Consider the following 16,334-nt stretch of genomic DNA (forward strand, 5'->3'; position numbering starts at 1 on the left):
TTGTCCGGGACGGCACCTCCGTGCCCGCCGCAAGTGCGCCGGAGCTGAGTGCCAGACCCGCCAGCACCGCGGCGCTTGTTCTTTTCATCCATTGTTTCATGGGAGTTCTGTCCTTTCCAACCGGTACAAATGTTCCGCTCTTCCTGCTTTTATGGTACTCCCGTCCCCCCCGAAAAACAAGGGGAACTTTGTAAACAAAACAAAACGAAGACCGCCGCAGACCGCGGCTGCCTCCGCTCATGACAGTTCCAGATGCACAGACTCGTGGTATACCGGCTTTACCAGGCCGGGGATCTCCACAGCGTCGGTAAAGCGCACATCGTCCGTAAACTCCCGCAGCAGCGAGATGATGTAGGGATGGGGGCGCTCGTCCGGGCGCCGGGCAGCCACGCACACCACCGCCGTCTTGGGCTGCAGCAGGTTCAGCAGCTTCCGGGTGGTGGAGGACAGGGAGGCATGGTGGGGGACCTTCAAAATCTCGCAGGGGGTCGCGGTGCAGGTCTCCCACATGTGGGCATAGGCATCCCCGCCCAGGACGATCTCCCGGCCGTGGTAGTACAGCCGCTGGCGCAGGCTGGAGACGTTCATGGACTTGGCCCAGTGGATCAGGTCATAGCCATCCCGCTCGCCCCGGAACGCCGCATCGCACAGCTCCTTCTGCCGGGGGTACAGCGCCGGCTCGCCGAAGAGAATGTCCATGGTCAGTTCCGGCGTCAGCATCAGCGTCACAGGCCGGTTGCCTTTCAATTCCGTCCGGCGGGCGATGCGTCCGGCATGGCGGCGCAGGGGGATGGCGTACAGGTCCATGCACCGCAGAAAATTCCGGGCGGCCTTGGGCAGGCCGTTGTCCCCGTCCGGGTCCAGCGGCGCGGCATCCGCCGGCGGGAGATAGGTGGTCAGCAGCTCCCCCACGGTCACCGCCTCCAAAACCCGCTCCAATCCTCCCACGTGGTCCCGGTGGAAGTGGGTCAGCAGCAGGATGTCCAGATGGGTCACGCCGTTTTTCCGCAGAAAGTCCCCGGCGTAAATGCGGCGGGAGTTGGGGTCGTTGAGCCCCGGGTGGTCATCCCGCTCCAGCGCGTCGTGGCCGCAGTCCACCAGCATGGCAAAGCGCTGCGTATCACCGTCCATCTCCCGGACCAAAATGGCGTCGCCGTTGCCTACGTTGATAAAATCCAATACCAGCATGCCCATCCCCCCTGTGAAATTGTTGTTTCTACCATAACACATCTGTGGTCCTGAGGCAATGCGTCCCAGCCTCCGGCGGATACCAAAATTTCCCGTGGAAATTTCGGCGTCCTGACGAAGGAAGCCCCCGCCGGAATCCGGCGGGGGCTTTCATTTTTCAGTTTGCTTCTGTCTCCAAATAGGCGGCGAGGCCGTCTTACAGGTTCCGCAGCGCGTCCACCAGAGCGGTCTTGCCCTCGGTCTTGGCGTCCTTCATCTTCACGACGCGGGCGGGACTGCCGGCCACCACGGCGTTTTCCGGCACGTCCTCGATAACTACCGCGCCGGCGGCCACCACGGCACCCCGGCCGATGTGGATGCCCTCGATCACCACCGCGTTGGCGCCGATGACCACGTCGTCCTCCACGATGACGGGCGTTGCGGATGCGGGCTCCACCACGCCGGCCAGCACAGTACCGGCGCCGATGTGACAGTGGTCGCCCACGGTGGCCCGGCCGCCCAGGACGGTGCCCATGTCGATCATGGTGCCCTTGCCCACCACGGCACCGATGTTCAAAATAGCACCCATCATGATGACGGCGCCCTCGCCGATCTCCACCTTCTCCCGGATGATGGCGCCGGGCTCGATACGGGCCTTCAGGTTCTTCAGGTCCAGCAGCGGCACGCCGGAATTGCGGCGGTCGTTTTCCACCACGCAGTCAGTGATCTTATCCCGGTTGGCCTCCAGAATGGGGCCCAGCTCCTGCCAGTCGCCGAACACGGTGAAGCTGCCGGAACCGCCAAAGACCTTGGCAGAGCCGAAATCCACGGGAGCGGAGGTGTTGACATACACCTTCACCGGGGTCTTTTTCTCAGAGTTTGCGATATAGTCGATGATTTCCTGTGCGTTCATAGGTCACTCTCCAAATAAGATTTTTTGCAGGTCGTATACCCCGGCGGGCTTTCCCGCCAGCAGCCGGGCCATGTGCAGCGCACCGCTGACAAAGATCTGGCGGCTGGCAGCCCGGTGAGTGATGGAAAACTCCTCGTCGGTGCCGAAGAAGTGGACGGTGTGGGTTCCTGCCACGGTGCCGCCCCGCAGGGCGTGGATGCCCACCTCGTTCCGGTTCCGGGGGCCGCAGATGCCCTCCCGGCCGTAGACAGGCGTCAGGGTGTGCTGGGGGTCGATGGCCTCCAGCAGCAGCTTTGCCGTGCCGCTGGGGGCATCCGCCTTTTGATTGTGGTGGGTCTCGGTGATCTCGATGTCAAAATCCGGCTTGAGCACATCGCTCACCGCCCGCAGGGCCCGGACGAACACCGCCACGCCCAGGGAGTAGTTGGCACTCCAGAGAACCGGCGCCACGCTCCCCAAGGCCTCCAGGCGCTGCTTTTGCTCCGGGGTGTATCCGGTGGTACCGGAGACCAGAGGGGTTCCTGTGCGGCGGACATACGCGCACACGGCGTCCAGCGCCTCCGGGCGGGAGAAGTCGATGACCACATCGGCCACCCGGCCCATGCTGTCCAGGCGGGCGAGGTCGTCATGGCCCAGGGCTGCCACCACCTCGTCACCGGTACTCTCCGCGGTCTCCCGGATCAGTCTGCCCATTTTGCCCCGGCCGATCAGAAGGAACTTCACAGCAGTCCGGCCTCCTCCATGGTGGTCCGCAGCGCCGCCGCGTGCTCCGCACTCATCTCGCAGAGGGGCAGACGCATGGGACCCACGTTCAATCCCAGCAGGTTCATGGCAGTCTTTACCGGGATGGGGTTGACCTCCAGGAAGAGGTCATTCATCAGCTGCAGGTACTTCAGGTGGTTGGCCACCGCCTGGGCCTGCCGGCCGTGGAGATAATCGTCCACGATCTGGTGGCACATGGCGGGCATCACGTTGGCGTACACGGAGATGACGCCGCTGCCGCCGATGCTCATGAGGGGCACGGTGATATCGTCATTGCCGGAGTAGAGGGCGAAATCCGGCCCCACACAGCGGGCGATCTTCATGGCATAGGACATATCGCCGCTGGCCTCCTTGATGCCCACGATGTTGGGGTGCTTGGCAAGACGCTCCACCACGGAGACGGGGATGGAGCAGCCGGTGCGGCCGGGGACGTTGTAAAGGATGCAGGGGATGTGGACCGCGTCCGCCGTCTCGGCGAAGTGGCGGTACATGCCCTCGGTATTGGCCTTGTTGTAATAGGGAGAGATGAGCAGCAGCGCGTCGGCGCCCATGTCCTGATACTGGATGCTCTTTTCGACCTGGGTGGCAGTGCAGTTGGAACCGCTGCCCACGATGACGGGCACCCGGCCGCCTACCACCTTGATGGTGTGGGCCACCACGGCGGCGTCCTCCTCGTGGGACATGGTGGAGTACTCACCAGTGGTGCCCAGGGTCAAAATGCCGTCGGTCCCGGCAGCGATCTGGCGCTCCAGCAGCTGGGTCAAGACTTCGAAGTTTACGGAGCCGTCCTCGTGGAAGGGCGTGATCATGGCGACGATGGAACCTTGCAGATGTTCGAATTTCATTGTAGTGTCCTCCATACTTTTCGTTTTCCGGGCGCAGAGCCCAAATAAAAAGTCGGTAGAGACACGCCCCTACCGACAGCTACTTCACACGTTCGCAAACGAAATGTGCGGAGAATCCTGTAAGCGGATAGCGCCCCTGCAGTGAAAAACCGCAGACAGTCCCGTGGGTATTCCCCGCGGACCCACCCCACGCCCGCGCCCGGACGAGGAGTTCGGCGGACTTGCCTTGCCTCCGTTCTCAGCCTGCCGGCTCCCGGAGGGTCATCGCATCCGCGCCTCTATCTCATTTTGGGCCATCATACCACCATCCAGACATGAATGCAAGAAAAATTTTTCAGGAATTTCCAGGCTCCGACAGAGTTCCTGAAAAAAAACAAGAAAATTTTTTCACCGGCTGTTCTTGTCCGCCGGGCTGTGGTATAGTATAGAAATAAACTTTTGTCCCGCAAGGAGGTCCTTCCCATGTCTGCCGTTGATCATCGCCGCTGTCTGCACCGCATCCCGGAACTGGACAATCAGCTTCCGGAAACCGCCCAGTATGCCCGCTCCGTCCTGGAGCCGCTGGGCTGCAAGGTCTTTTCCCCCGTCACCGGGAGCGTCTGTGCCTGGTTTGACGCCGGCCGCAGCGACACGGTGGCCTTCCGGGCGGACATGGATGCCCTGCCAGTGCCGGAGGAGACAGGTCTGCCCTATGCGTCGGAGCATCCCGGCTGCATGCACGCCTGCGGCCACGACGGCCACATGGCCATGATGCTCTCTCTGGCGGAGTGGACGGCGGAACATGTAAAGGAACTCCCCCGCAACGTGCTGTTTTTGTTCCAGCCCGCGGAGGAGACCACCGGCGGCGCCCGGAAACTGTGCGAGAGCGGCGTACTGGAGCGCTATCGGGTGCGCCGCATTTTCGGCGTACACCTGTGGCCGGGTCTTCCGGCGGGGACTGTGTGGTCCCGGCCCGGTCCTTTGATGGCCCGCTCCAACGAGGTCACCGTCACCGTGGAGGGACTGAGCGTCCACCTCAGCCGGGCCGCCGAGGGACGGGACGCGCTGACAGCAGGCATCTCCTACCTGGAACGGGCGTATGACATGATGGACGCCCTGCCCTCAGACCAGCCCCGGATTCTGCGCTTCGGCAAGATGGTCTCCGGCACCGTCCGCAACGCCGTCAGCGGCCGCACCGTCCTGGAAGGCAGCCTGCGGACTTATCGGGAGGATACCTTCCGCTTCTGCCGCCAGCAGCTGCGGGACATCGGCAAGGCCATTGCGGAGGAGACCGGCTGCACCGTGGACGTCCACCTGAGTGAGGGCTATCCCGCCGTGTGGAACCATGAGGAGCTCTATCAGAAGGTCTGCCGCCAGCTGGGGGATGAGGCCCCCTCCCTGCTGGAGCATCCCGCCCTGGCGGCGGAGGACTTTTCCTTCTACCAGCAGTATGTCCCCGGTGTGTTCTTCTTCCTGGGGGTGGGCGACACAGCGGAACTTCACGCCCCCACCTTCACCTTTGACGACGAGACCGTCCTTCCGGCGGGCGTGGAATTTTTGAAAAAGCTGCTGCTCCTGTAAGTTCCCCTGCCCATGCGCACCGGCGCCCCAGGCGCTTCCCCCATTTTTTTACATAAGGAGGCAACGCATATGATCCTCACTACCACCCCCTCTGTGGAGGGCCATACCATCACCCGATATCATGGCATCGTTTTCGGCGAGGTGATCTCCGGCGTCAATTTTGTCAAGGACTTTACCGCAGGGCTTTCCAACTTCTTCGGTGGCCGCTCCAACACCTACGAGGCGGAGCTGATGAACGCCCGGGCCGAGGCGCTGAGCGAACTGGAGCAGCGGGCGGCCTCTCTGGGCGCCGATGCCGTGGTGGGCATCGACGTGGACTACGAAGTGCTGGGCGCCAACAACGGCATGCTGATGGTCACCGCCAGCGGAACGGCGGTCTCTCTGGATTGAATCACCGGTAACGAAAAACCAGCGGAACGGGCATTCCCCGTTTCGCTGGTTTTATTTGCGTCTGCTTTTGGGATAGGGTCTGGGCTCATCCGTACGGCCCAGCAGATAATCCACGCTGACGCCATAGAGGTCAGCGAGTTTCATCATCAAGTCCACCGGAAGCGCTATCTTCCCCAACTCATATTTGGAATATGTCGTCTGACGGACCCCCAGATACTCCGCGACCTTTGTCTGGTTCCAGTCACGGTCCTCCCGTAGGTCCCGGATTCTCGGAAAGATCATGTTTCATCACCGACATCAGTTTATAATAGTCTTTGTAAGACTATTGACTTATAGTCTTATTGCGACTATTATGACCGTGAGGTGATGTCCATGCCCCCCTACTGCGCCCAGGACGAGGCCGTGTGCGGCGGCTGCGTCCACTTCCGCCGCCATTATATCAAAATCGGGAACTGCTATTGTCCCATCGCCTATGGGCACTGCGTCTATCCCCGGAAGAAAAAGCGCACCCAAAGCGACACCTGTCCCAACTGGGCCCCAAGGGAATGAAAAAAGCGCTGTGCCGGCGGCACAGCGCTTTTTTTGGCCTTTACAGGCTCTTGATGAACGTTTCGATCCGGTCCAGGCCCTCTTTCAGGTCCGCGTCGGAATAGCAGTAGGAAAGGCGCATGTAGCCCTCCGTGCCGAAGTAGATGCCGGGGATGACACCCACCAGTCCCTCCTGCAGCATCCGGCGACAGAAAGTCAGGGAGTCCATGCCGAATTTCTGGATGTTGATGAACATGTAGAACGCGCCGGTGGGTTCTTCCACCTCCAGCCCCATATCCGTCAGCCGCTTGTACACATAGTCCCGCCGCTTGCGGAAGATCTCCACCACGTCGTCGGTGGGGGTGTGCAGCGCCGTGACACAGGCCCGCTGAACAAAGGAGGGCACAGAGGTGACGGCATACTGGTGGAACACCTGAATCCGGTCCATGATGGGGGCATCCGCCATGCAGTAGCCCAGCCGCCAGCCGGTCATGGCATAGGGCTTGGAGAAGCTGTTGATGACGATGATCCGGTCCCGCATGTCCTGGTACTCCGCAAAGCTGTGGTAACCCTCCTTGTAGACCAGCGTCCGGTACACGTCGTCGCACAGCACGAAGATCGGCTTGTCCTTGAGCACATCATGGATGCCGTCCAGCGTCTCCTTGGTGTACATGCAGCCGGTGGGGTTGTTGGGCGAGGTCAGGATGATGGCCTTGGTCCGGGGCGTGATGGCAGCCCGCAGGGCCTCCGGGTCGATCTGGAAGTGGTTGTTCTCCGTGGGCAGGGAAACCGGCACGCCCTGGTTCAGCTGCACCAGCGCCTCATACAAGCCGAAGGCAGGGGTGGGAATGATGACCTCGTCACCGGCGTTCAAAATGGTGGAGAAGCTGGCAAACAGCGCCTCCGTGGCACCCACGGTCATGATGATCTCGTCGGGTGTATAGTGCAGCCCGTGGGCCTGCGCCTCAAACTTGGAGATCTCCTCCAGCAGATAGGGATAGCCGTTTCCGGGAGGGTAATGGGTGTCGTTGTCGTCCAGGGCGGCCTTGGCGGCCTCCTTGATGGCATCCGGGGTATTCAAATCCGGCTCGCCGATGGTCAGGGCGCAGGCGCCGGGGGTGTCCCGCACCAGATAGGTAAACTGCCGGATGCCGGACAGCTCCACTTTCACAACTGCGTCGTTGAGTCTCAGGTCCATGGGTCTCACGCTCCTCGATAATTTTATGGACTTTAGTATAAGCGCGCAAAAAAGCCTTGTCAACGCCCGTTTTCCAGAAAAAGGCACACATTCCCCTCTCTGCAGAGCGCAAAAAGAAGCCCGCCGCATCAGCGGCGGGGCCCGGATTTTTCCCACACCGGCGGGGCTTTCGTCTTTTACTCACAGCGGCGGTATTCCAGCGGCTCGTCATAGCCGAAGGTCCGCTTTCCGTTCATCTCCATGGACTCGGACACCTCCAGCACTTCCGGGGTAAACCGCTCCCACAGTTTGAACTTCAGCACGGGGGTGAACATGCTCTCGCTGCCGCCCTCCCAGGCGCCGTCCTTGTATTCATACAGGGCGGGGGTGAACTTGGCGGAGGGCACCAGGTCCCCGTATTGCAGGCGGCCCAGTTTCTCCGCTCGGAAGGTCTCCTTGGTGTAGCCGGCCGGCATGTCATAGCTGGTCAGCTTCACCCGTCCGTCCGGCTCCTGGGTGAAAAGGAACAGGTGGGGCATGGGATTCGTCCGGCTGCCCACGGTGTAGTCGCTCTCCTCCAGCAGGAAAACCCCGGCAAAGTCCGTCGGCAATCCGTCGATCAGGTGATTGATGGGGGTGTTTACGTGGCGGGCGGCAGGATAGCCCGTCACCCCCCGGGCTTCCAGCTCCCGAAGCTGGGCCTGGTTATTGAAGGTCCCCGTCAGCAGGGAGACAAAGTTTTTCAGATCACTCATAAAAACCTCCTTTTTCATTTGCCGCGCCGATTCAGGCGGCGGACTGTTCCCCAGCGGACTGGGTCGGGGTTTGGTCTGTGGATTCCGGGAGCAGCGTCTCCTGATAGGCCCCGTCCTGCAGCGAGATGGACGAGGCATCCACGATGCTCCGCCCGGATGCGTCCTCCGGAGCGACGGCGCAGACCAGCTCCACTGCGTCTCCCACGTTCAGAATCACCGCCAGCGGATTTTCCTCGGCATTGACCCGGTAAAAGACCTGATCGCCGCTTCCCAACCGGAAGAAGTAATAGGTGTTGCCGTTCATCACGGCGCTGCGGATCTCCGAGATGGTGCCCGGAACCACGGTCTGGTCGCTGGGGACCACCTCCGCCTCACTGTCCTGGATCAGTCCGTTGTTGGCCAGTGCCCGGCGGTAATTGGCCTCGCACTCAGCCACGGTGCCTCCGGTCTCCACGATGTTGTACTGCTGGACATTCACCATGGCGTACATCTTCACCAGTCCGTCGGCGCCCTTGAGGGACATGAAGTAAGTGGGCTGGTCGGCAATGTTCAAAAGCAGCGGGAATGTGGCTTCATAGCGCATCTGCTGGACCTGGCTCTCGGCGCTGGCCTGGGCGGAGGCCTCCGTGGCGCCGGCAATGGAATAGAAGTGAGTCTCCTTGGTACGCTGGTTGGAGAGCAGGAAGCCGATGTTGGACTGGTCGGAGGTCACAGAGGTGACGCCGGTGTACATATACACATCGTCCCCAATGGCGATATAGTTGTATCCCTCGGTGGTGAGGGTCACGTCCCGCTGGCCGAAGATGGAGTTCAGGAAGCCGTTCTTATACATGCCGTAGTAGTCGTACTGCTCCATGATCAGATCGGCGTCGTAGACGTGGTCCACCCAGTTGGGCACTTCTTCATAGTACTGGCTCTCGCCGGTGATGGCATCCACCAGCACGGCGCCCTGGATGTCCGTGCCGCCGAAGAGACCGATGGTCTTGACCATTCTGGGGCAGACCCAGTAGGGCGCGCCCTCCTCGTCGATTTCAAAGACGGGATCGGCAAACATCATGGTGGGATAGTGGAAGCGCAGGTGGCGCTCCAGGTTCCGCCCGAAGTGCTCGGCGGTGGTGTACTTCATGCCCTCGTCCAGCCGGACCACCTCCGCCTCCTGAGTCACCATGTCGATGACGATATAGGCGGGCAGACCATCGGAACGGTTGGTGAACCATTTCACCAGATCGCCGTAGGCCAAAGAGGTCACCCGGACAGGGCGGCCCTGGTAGTTAATCTGGGTATAGGAGGGCAGGATCTCAAACTGGGAGACCATATCGCTGAGCTCGCCCAGCTTTCGGCTGCCCAGCCGCTCGGCGGAGTCCGCGTCCAGCATGGGGATCTGGTCATAGCTGATCTCCTCCACCTCCGCGGTGAAGTCACCGGTCTTCAGGGACAGCAGCTCACTGTAACTGCCCGCCCGGATCACCACCCAGGAGGAGACCGCGCCCACGATGATGGCGGCGATCAGGGCCAGCAGCACCAGGAACGGCACCGTGCACTGTTTCTTCACAAAGCGGGCATATCCCTTGACGCCGTCCCCCTGAAAGCCGGAGGTGAACACCGCGCACACGCAGTACACCGCGCAGAGCAAAAAGGCAAAGACATAGAACTCCTCCGCGTGGAGGTTGATGGCCGGCAGTTCCGCATAGAAATAGGCAAGGCCGAAAAGCACCGTCACGCCCAGATTGATGAGCGTCCGCGTGAAGGCATTGCCGATGGCCCGGCGGGGCTTGCGGGCCTTTTTCGGCCGCTGCGGCGGCGTGAACCCGCCGTCGTTTCCGCCCTGGAATCCCCCAAACCCGCTGGGGTCAAATCCTCCGAAATGGAATTGGAACGGCATGAAAACATGCTCCTTTCTTCTCTCTTAGAAAAAGTGAGTATCATGATACCGGAAATCTATGAACAAATCAAGTCCATCTCGCTGCTCCGGGGCTCCCATCCCCGAAACGTAAAAAAGGCCGCCGGAGGGGATTCGCCCTCCGGCGGTCTTTGTGCGCTGGAATTATTTGGTGACCAAAAGCTGCTGGTTTTCCACCGTGAGTTTGGCGGTGTCGCCAGTCTGGAGCGTGCCGTCCAGCATCCGCTCGGCCACAGCGTCCTCCACCTTGTTCTGGATGGCCCGACGCAGGGGACGGGCACCGTACTTGGGGTCGAAGCCCTCTTTGGCCAGTTCCGCCACTGCCTCGTCGCTGGCATCCAGATGAATGCCCATGGCCTCCATACGGGCGGAAACCGCCTTTAGCATCCGACGGGCCACCTCCTGGATGTCCTGCTCCGTCAGAGGACGGAAGACAATGATGTCGTCGATCCGGTTCAAGAACTCGGGGCGGAAGGTCTGGCGCAGCTCCGCCAGAACCGTCTCCTTGGCCTGCTGGAACCGCTTCTCAGCATCCGGGTCACTGCCCGGCTCCTCGGCGGAGAAGCCCAGGCGGCCGCCGGCGGCGATCAGGCTCTTTGCGCCGATGTTGCTGGTCATGACGATAACGGTGTTCTTGAAGTCCACTGTACGGCCCTGGGAGTCAGTGATCCGGCCGTCGTCCAGAATCTGCAGCAGGATGTTCCACACATCCTCGTGGGCCTTTTCAATCTCATCGAAGAGCACCACGGAGTAGGGCTTGCGGCGGACCTTCTCGGTGAGCTGGCCGCCCTCCTCGTGGCCCACATAGCCCGGAGGCGAACCGATGAGGCGGGAGACCGTATGCCGTTCCATGTACTCGGACATGTCGATACGGATCATGGCGTTCTCATCGCCGAACATGGCCTCCGCCAGGGATTTGCAGAGCTCCGTCTTACCTACGCCGGTGGGGCCCAGGAACAGGAAGGAGCCGATGGGACGCTTGGGGTCCTTGAGGCCCACACGGCCGCGGCGGATGGCCCGGGCCACGGCCTGGACCGCCTCGTCCTGACCCACGACCCGCTCGTGGAGCGTATCCTCCATATGCAGCAGCCGCTCGCCCTCGTCCTCCGTCATACGGGTGACGGGGATGCCGGTCCAGCCGGAGACCACGGCGGCAATATCCTCTGCGGTGACGGGACGGTGCTGCTGGTTCTTCTTGCGGCGCTTGTCCCGCTCCTGCTCCACCTGATCCCGGTAGTCCCGCTCAATATCACGGAGCTTGGCTGCGGTCTCAAAGTCCTGCTTGGAGATAGCCTCCTCCTTGTCCTTGGACACGGAGGCCAGCTTCTCCTCCAGGCTCTTGAACTCCGGCGGGATCTCCTCCGTCTCCATCCGCACCCGGGAGGCGGCCTCGTCCATCAGGTCGATGGCCTTATCCGGCAGGAAACGGTCGTTGATATAGCGGACGGACAACTTCACCGCTGCCTCCAGGGCCTCGTCGGTGATCTGCAGGCTGTGGTGGTGTTCATACTTTCCACGCAGGCCCTTCAAAATCTCCAGCGTCGCCTCCTGGCTGGGTTCGCCCACCTGCACCGGCTGGAACCGGCGCTCCAGGGCGGCGTCCTTTTCGATATACTTGCGGTACTCGTTGAGGGTCGTGGCGCCGATGACCTGGATCTCGCCCCGGCTCAGGGCCGGCTTGAGGATATTGGCCGCATCCACGGCACCCTCGGCGCTGCCTGCGCCCACGATGGTGTGGAGCTCATCAATGAACAGCAGCACATTGCCGGCTCTGCGGATTTCCTCCAGTACCTTCTTGATCCGCTCTTCAAACTCGCCCCGGTACTTGGTGCCGGCCACCATGCCGGAGAGATCCAGGGACAGGAGTTTCTTGTCCAGCAGGTTGTCCGGCACATCGCCCAGCACGATCTTCTCCGCCAGGCCCTCGGCGATGGCAGTCTTGCCGACGCCGGGCTCGCCGATCAGGCAGGGGTTGTTCTTGGTGCGGCGGGAGAGGATCTGGATGACTCGCTGGATCTCCTCATCCCGGCCGATCACAGGGTCCAGCCGACCGCTGCGGGCGTCGGCGGTCAGATCCCGGGTAAACTCCCGCAGCGTCTTGGCCTTGCCGCCGCCATCGTCCTTGAGGGAAGCGGCGCTCTTCCCGCTCTCTTCACTCTTGGCTCGGGGCAGGTCCTTGAGCTTTTGCATCAGCGCCGTGTAGAGCTGCCGGGCGTCCACACCAGCGGTGCGCAGGATGCGGACTGCCATGTTGTTGCCCTCCCGCAAAATGCCTGCCAGCAGATGTTCCGTACCCACGTAGTTGAAACCGCCCCGGATGGAATCCTCCATGGCGATCTCCACAACCCGCTTGGCCCGGGGCGTCAGCCCCTGAGCGGGGTTGCTGCCGGGAAGGCCGGCACCGACGCTCTTTTTGATGATCTCCACGATCATCTCATCGCTCAGCCCCGCCTCCATCAGGACGCTGTGGGCAATGCCGTCCTCCTCCCGGATCAGTCCCAGCAGCAGGTGCTCTGTACCCACGTAACCGTGGCCCAGCTCACCGGCCGCTTCCTGGGAAAGCCGCAGGGCCTCTTCCGCCCTGGGTGTGAATTTATTTTCATTCATGGTATCATTCCTTTCTTTTCGGAAAGGACACCGTCAGTTGTCCTTCTTCTCTTCCTTGTGCTGGGCCTCCAGCGCGTGGATCTGATCCCGCAGCTCTGCGGCCCGTTCAAAATGCTCCTGATGGACAGCCTTCTTCAGCTCCATCCGCAATGCGTTCATCTGCCGCATTCTGGAGAAGCGGCTCTGCTCTTCCTTCCCCACCAGGTCGTCCTTGTGCTCCTCCGTCTGGACCGTCTGCTGCACAGGTGCCGCAGAGAGTGCCGGCATATCGCTGAAGAAGTCGTCAAAGGGGTCCTCCAGCATCCGGCTCATCCGGTTCATCAGGCTGGGCACGGGGGCGAAGGCATTTCCGAAGAAAGAATCGCCGAAGAATCCATCTCCAAGGAGACTGTTTCCAAAGAACCCGTCTCCGAAGAAGTTCTGCATCATGGAGCGGCTGTGCTGGGCGATCCGCTGGGTGTAGCCCAGTTTCTCCGCGCAGTCGCTGCAAAGGTGCTTCTCCTCCACATGTCCGTTCACATTGCTCTGATAAATAAAGGTGACTTCATTCTTGCCACAATTTTCGCATTTCATAATTGGTTCCTCCTATTTTCAAACGATTGTGTTGTACGCTTGTTAAAGGTGCCCTGCCGGTGCCGGGCCGGGAGACTACTGCACCTGCAGGATCAGCACCTGTTTGAGAATGGCAGCCCGGACGTGGTCCCGTTTATCCCGAGGCACAGCGGCCAGGGCTTTATCACCCACGGCGGCCAGCAGCGCCCGGCCCATATTCTCCTCCAGGGTACCGGACTGTACCAGGTTGCTGAGGATGGCCCGCACTGACGCCAGGTCCACCTCGTCTCCCAGAGAGTTGATGACGTGCATCAGCAGTGTCTGGTGGTCCATCTGGACCCGGGTGATGCGGATATACCCGTTGCCGCCCCGGCGGCTTTCCACAATATAGCCCCGCTCCGGAGAAAACCGGGTGGACATCACATAGTTGATCTGGCTGGGCACGCAGTTGAATCGCTGCGCCAAGTCGCTGCGCTGGACCTCCAGCACACCGTTTTCAGCCTCCTCCAGACTCTCCTGCAAAAAGCTGGCAATCAAATCGGAAATTCCCACGGGTAGCCCTCCTCATTTTCTGTCTTTGCCTTTCTTTTTTTGACTTTGACTTTCTTTAACCTTTATCTGATGATTAGTATATCACGACTCCCGCAATTGTCAAGAGATGATTTTTGACTTTCTTTGACGAAATAGAAAACAATTTGTGAACAGTTAGCTTTTGCAAACCTTTTCTGCCGCTGCTCTTGAAATTTTTTCACAAATTTTCCATGATCTCTTTGACAGGAACCCTTGCATTTTTGAAAAAGTATGCTACAATAAATCATACTAATTCTAATGGAGGTGCAACCCCAATGGCTTACAAGATTACTTCTGCTTGCGTCAGCTGCGGTTCCTGCGCGGATGTCTGCCCCGCTGGTGCCATCAGCCAGGGCGATGACCAGTACGTCATCGACGCTGCCGCTTGCCTGGACTGCGGTTCTTGCAGCGATACTTGCCCCAACGGCGCCATCGTCCCCGAGGAATAATCAAAGGGATACATAAAATGCCGCAAGCCTTTGGCTTGCGGCATTTTTCTTGATTTTTTCCACCAACGGGCAAGGCGTCCCCGCCCGGATGGTGCCCGCTCCGCCCCAGGAAGATCCTCCCGGGACTTGCGGCCGGCGGCAGTTTTCTTTATAATGGGAAAAAACACGCAGGAGGTGCATCTGGTGGAGCATTGGGAGTCCCTTTGTCCCGGCGGATACCGCTTTGTCTATGACGACACGCTTTTTCCCCCGGGGACGGATACCTTTCTCCTCTCCTCCCTGCCCCGGCTGCGGCCCGGACTGCGGGTGTGCGATCTGGGTGCGGGCACCGGACTTCTGGGACTGCTGTTGCTGCAGCGGCAGCCGGAGCTGCAAGTCACGGGGGTGGAGCTGCAGGAGGAAGCAGTCCGCCTGGCGGAGCAGGCAGCAATGGAAAACCGCCTGACCAACCGCTTTTTCCCCCTTCATGGGGACCTGCGGCAGATCCGCTCCCTGCTGGACACCGGCAGCTTTGATCTGGTGGTGTGCAATCCCCCCTACTATGCCCCCGGCAGCGGAGCGCTGGCAGCAGAGGCACCCCGGCAAAGCGCCCGGGCGGAGGTCCACTGCACACTGGAGGAGGTCTGCCAAGCGGCAGCCTATCTGCTGCGCTGGGGCGGCAGCTTCTGCCTGGTACACAAGCCGGAGCGGCTGACGGATCTGCTGTATACCCTGCGGACAAGCCACCTGGAACCCAAGCGGCTGCGCTTTGTCTGCAAGACGGCGGGGGCCGCTCCCTCCCTGGTGCTGTGCGAGAGCCGCCGGGGCGGAAAGCCGGGGCTTTCCATTGAGCCGCCCTTATTGCTGCGGACCGCCGCCGGTACGCCCACGCCGGAGGTAGACGCCATTTATTTCAGATAACAGGAGGAACTGCCATGAGCGGCACGCTCTATCTGGTCGCCACGCCCATCGGGAATCTGGGGGACTTCTCCCCTCGTGCGGTGGAGACACTGGAGACGGTGGATTTCATTGCAGCCGAGGACACCCGGGTGTCCGTAAAGCTGCTCAATCACTTCGGGATCAAAAAGTCTCTGGTCAGCTATCATGAACACAACCACGTCACCGCCGGGCAGGCGATTCTCTCCCGGCTGCTGGCTGGGGAGTCCTGCGCCCTGGTGACGGACGCCGGCACCCCCGCCATCTCAGACCCCGGGGAAGACCTGGTGCGCCTGTGCGCCGAGGCCGGTGTACCGGTGCTGTCCATCCCCGGCTGCTGTGCGGCGGTGAACGCCCTTGCGGTCAGCGGCCTTCCCACCGGACGCTTTACTTTCGAGGGCTTTTTGACCGTCAATAAAAAAAGTCGGCGGGAACGGCTGGAACAGCTCCGCACAGAGGAGCGGACCATGATCTTCCACGAGGCGCCTCACAAGCTGCGCACTACCCTGGACGATCTGTGCGAGGCTTTCGGCCCGGACCGCCGGATCGCCCTGTGCCGGGAGCTGACCAAACTCCACGAGGAGACCATGCGCACCACCATCAAAGGTGCCGTGGACCACTACCGGGAGAACACCCCCAAGGGCGAATACGTGCTGGTGGTAGAGGGCGCCCCCTCCAAGACCGGTACCGCTGTGACACTGGAAGACGGCGTGGCCCAGGTCCTGGCCCTGCGGGAGCAGGGCATGCGGCTCAAGGATGCCGCCCGGGAGGTGGCCTCCCACACCGGCCTTTCCAAAAACGAGCTGTACGCCGCAGCACTGGAACAGTAAGCAAAAAGCCCCCCGCCTCTGCCGGCAGGCAGACGCGGGGGGTTATTCGCACATGCTCACAGGTTTTTGAGCTCCTTCAGGCAGGCGGGACAGACATTTTTTCCCTTGAACACCACGATATCCTTTGTGGCGTCGCAAAAAACACAGCTGGGTTTATATTTTTTCAGAATGACAGACGAGCCCTCCACATAGATTTCCAGTGCATCCTTCTCCGCAATGTCCAAGGTACGGCGCATTTCGATGGGCAGTACGATTCGACCCAGTTCGTCGACCTTTCTCACAATACCGGTTGATTTCACAACTTTACTTCCTCGTATAATAAGATTTGCAGACAGTTTAAAGTGTATCTGCTTGGTTCACTTTTAACGATCAGCAGGCTTTGGGATACCCGTGATACAATGGCTGTAGGACAGC

At 60.8% G+C, this 16,334-nt stretch carries 18 protein-coding genes and 1 riboswitch; of the genes, 6 read left to right on the forward strand and 12 right to left on the reverse strand.

All coding sequences use genetic code 11. The annotated features are described in order from the left end of the window. Positions 1-237: 237 nt before the first annotated feature. From QZL67_RS08485 to dapA, 4 genes are all read right to left on the reverse strand, one after another. Positions 238-1,188, reverse strand: coding sequence for a ComEC/Rec2 family competence protein (locus QZL67_RS08485; RefSeq protein ID WP_022290297.1), 951 nt, complete (start codon positions 1,186-1,188; stop codon positions 238-240). Positions 1,189-1,384: 196 nt separating this feature from the next. Further along, the gene (gene dapD, locus QZL67_RS08490) at positions 1,385-2,080 is read right to left on the reverse strand and encodes a 2,3,4,5-tetrahydropyridine-2,6-dicarboxylate N-acetyltransferase (protein ID WP_022290298.1); all 696 of its coding nucleotides are present in this window, start codon (positions 2,078-2,080) and stop codon (positions 1,385-1,387) included. A 3-nt stretch (positions 2,081-2,083) separates the two neighbouring features. Beyond that, a complete protein-coding gene (gene dapB, locus QZL67_RS08495) occupies positions 2,084-2,803 on the reverse strand; it encodes a 4-hydroxy-tetrahydrodipicolinate reductase (RefSeq protein WP_022290299.1) in 720 nt (239 codons plus the stop codon). Continuing rightward, positions 2,800-3,687 (reverse strand): 4-hydroxy-tetrahydrodipicolinate synthase, encoded by an 888-nt coding sequence (dapA, locus tag QZL67_RS08500; RefSeq protein ID WP_022290300.1) that lies wholly within the window; start codon positions 3,685-3,687, stop codon positions 2,800-2,802. Before dapA ends, dapB begins: the two co-directional genes overlap by 4 nt. A gap of 120 nt (positions 3,688-3,807) precedes the next feature. Further along, positions 3,808-3,976: riboswitch (Lysine riboswitch) on the reverse strand. Positions 3,977-4,149: 173 nt separating this feature from the next. Between dapA and QZL67_RS08505 the strand changes: the two genes are divergently transcribed. Continuing rightward, the gene (locus tag QZL67_RS08505) at positions 4,150-5,247 is read left to right on the forward strand and encodes a M20 family metallopeptidase (protein WP_022290301.1); all 1,098 of its coding nucleotides are present in this window, start codon (positions 4,150-4,152) and stop codon (positions 5,245-5,247) included. Between the two features lie 69 nt (positions 5,248-5,316). Further along, entirely contained in the window at positions 5,317-5,637 is a 321-nt protein-coding gene (locus QZL67_RS08510; RefSeq protein WP_022290302.1) for a putative heavy metal-binding protein, read from the forward strand. Between the two features lie 51 nt (positions 5,638-5,688). Here QZL67_RS08510 and QZL67_RS08515 read toward each other — a convergent pair whose 3' ends face one another. Then, entirely contained in the window at positions 5,689-5,919 is a 231-nt protein-coding gene (locus QZL67_RS08515) for a helix-turn-helix domain-containing protein (protein WP_022290303.1), read from the reverse strand. A gap of 90 nt (positions 5,920-6,009) precedes the next feature. Between QZL67_RS08515 and QZL67_RS08520 the strand changes: the two genes are divergently transcribed. Beyond that, complete coding sequence (locus QZL67_RS08520; RefSeq protein ID WP_022290304.1) at positions 6,010-6,186, forward strand: hypothetical protein; 177 nt, start codon at positions 6,010-6,012, stop codon at positions 6,184-6,186. 40 nt (positions 6,187-6,226) lie between these two features. On the opposite strand, the gene QZL67_RS08525 is transcribed toward QZL67_RS08520, so the two are convergent. The 6 genes from QZL67_RS08525 to QZL67_RS08550 form a co-directional block, all read right to left on the reverse strand. Further along, positions 6,227-7,363: a pyridoxal phosphate-dependent aminotransferase gene (locus tag QZL67_RS08525; RefSeq protein WP_022290305.1), complete on the reverse strand. Its 1,137-nt coding sequence runs from the start codon at positions 7,361-7,363 to the stop codon at positions 6,227-6,229. Positions 7,364-7,539: 176 nt separating this feature from the next. After that, a complete protein-coding gene (locus QZL67_RS08530) occupies positions 7,540-8,097 on the reverse strand; it encodes a hypothetical protein (protein WP_022290306.1) in 558 nt (185 codons plus the stop codon). A 31-nt stretch (positions 8,098-8,128) separates the two neighbouring features. Beyond that, complete coding sequence (locus QZL67_RS08535) at positions 8,129-9,979, reverse strand: hypothetical protein (RefSeq protein WP_022290307.1); 1,851 nt, start codon at positions 9,977-9,979, stop codon at positions 8,129-8,131. Between the two features lie 162 nt (positions 9,980-10,141). Beyond that, positions 10,142-12,604, reverse strand: a complete 2,463-nt coding sequence (locus tag QZL67_RS08540; RefSeq protein WP_022290308.1) for an ATP-dependent Clp protease ATP-binding subunit — start codon at positions 12,602-12,604, stop codon at positions 10,142-10,144. A gap of 33 nt (positions 12,605-12,637) precedes the next feature. Then, positions 12,638-13,177 carry a UvrB/UvrC motif-containing protein gene (locus tag QZL67_RS08545; protein ID WP_022290309.1) on the reverse strand — a complete coding sequence of 180 codons (540 nt, stop codon included), beginning with the start codon at positions 13,175-13,177 and terminating at the stop codon, positions 12,638-12,640. Between the two features lie 75 nt (positions 13,178-13,252). Next, complete coding sequence (locus QZL67_RS08550; RefSeq protein ID WP_022290310.1) at positions 13,253-13,708, reverse strand: CtsR family transcriptional regulator; 456 nt, start codon at positions 13,706-13,708, stop codon at positions 13,253-13,255. Positions 13,709-14,001: 293 nt separating this feature from the next. Here QZL67_RS08550 and QZL67_RS08555 point away from each other — a divergent pair, with 293 nt between their 5' ends. The 3 genes from QZL67_RS08555 (at position 14,002) to rsmI (ending at position 15,920) form a co-directional block, all read left to right on the forward strand. Then, complete coding sequence (locus tag QZL67_RS08555; protein ID WP_022290311.1) at positions 14,002-14,175, forward strand: DUF362 domain-containing protein; 174 nt, start codon at positions 14,002-14,004, stop codon at positions 14,173-14,175. Between the two features lie 183 nt (positions 14,176-14,358). Further along, complete coding sequence (locus tag QZL67_RS08560; protein ID WP_022290312.1) at positions 14,359-15,075, forward strand: tRNA1(Val) (adenine(37)-N6)-methyltransferase; 717 nt, start codon at positions 14,359-14,361, stop codon at positions 15,073-15,075. A gap of 14 nt (positions 15,076-15,089) precedes the next feature. After that, entirely contained in the window at positions 15,090-15,920 is an 831-nt protein-coding gene (gene rsmI, locus QZL67_RS08565) for a 16S rRNA (cytidine(1402)-2'-O)-methyltransferase (RefSeq protein ID WP_022290313.1), read from the forward strand. A 56-nt stretch (positions 15,921-15,976) separates the two neighbouring features. Here rsmI and QZL67_RS08570 read toward each other — a convergent pair whose 3' ends face one another. Next, entirely contained in the window at positions 15,977-16,219 is a 243-nt protein-coding gene (locus QZL67_RS08570; protein WP_022290314.1) for an AbrB/MazE/SpoVT family DNA-binding domain-containing protein, read from the reverse strand. Positions 16,220-16,334 lie beyond the last annotated feature (115 nt).

It is taken from the genome of Oscillibacter sp. CAG:155 (assembly GCA_000436875.1).
In the GTDB taxonomy this organism is placed as follows: Bacteria; Bacillota; Clostridia; order Oscillospirales; family Oscillospiraceae; genus Oscillibacter.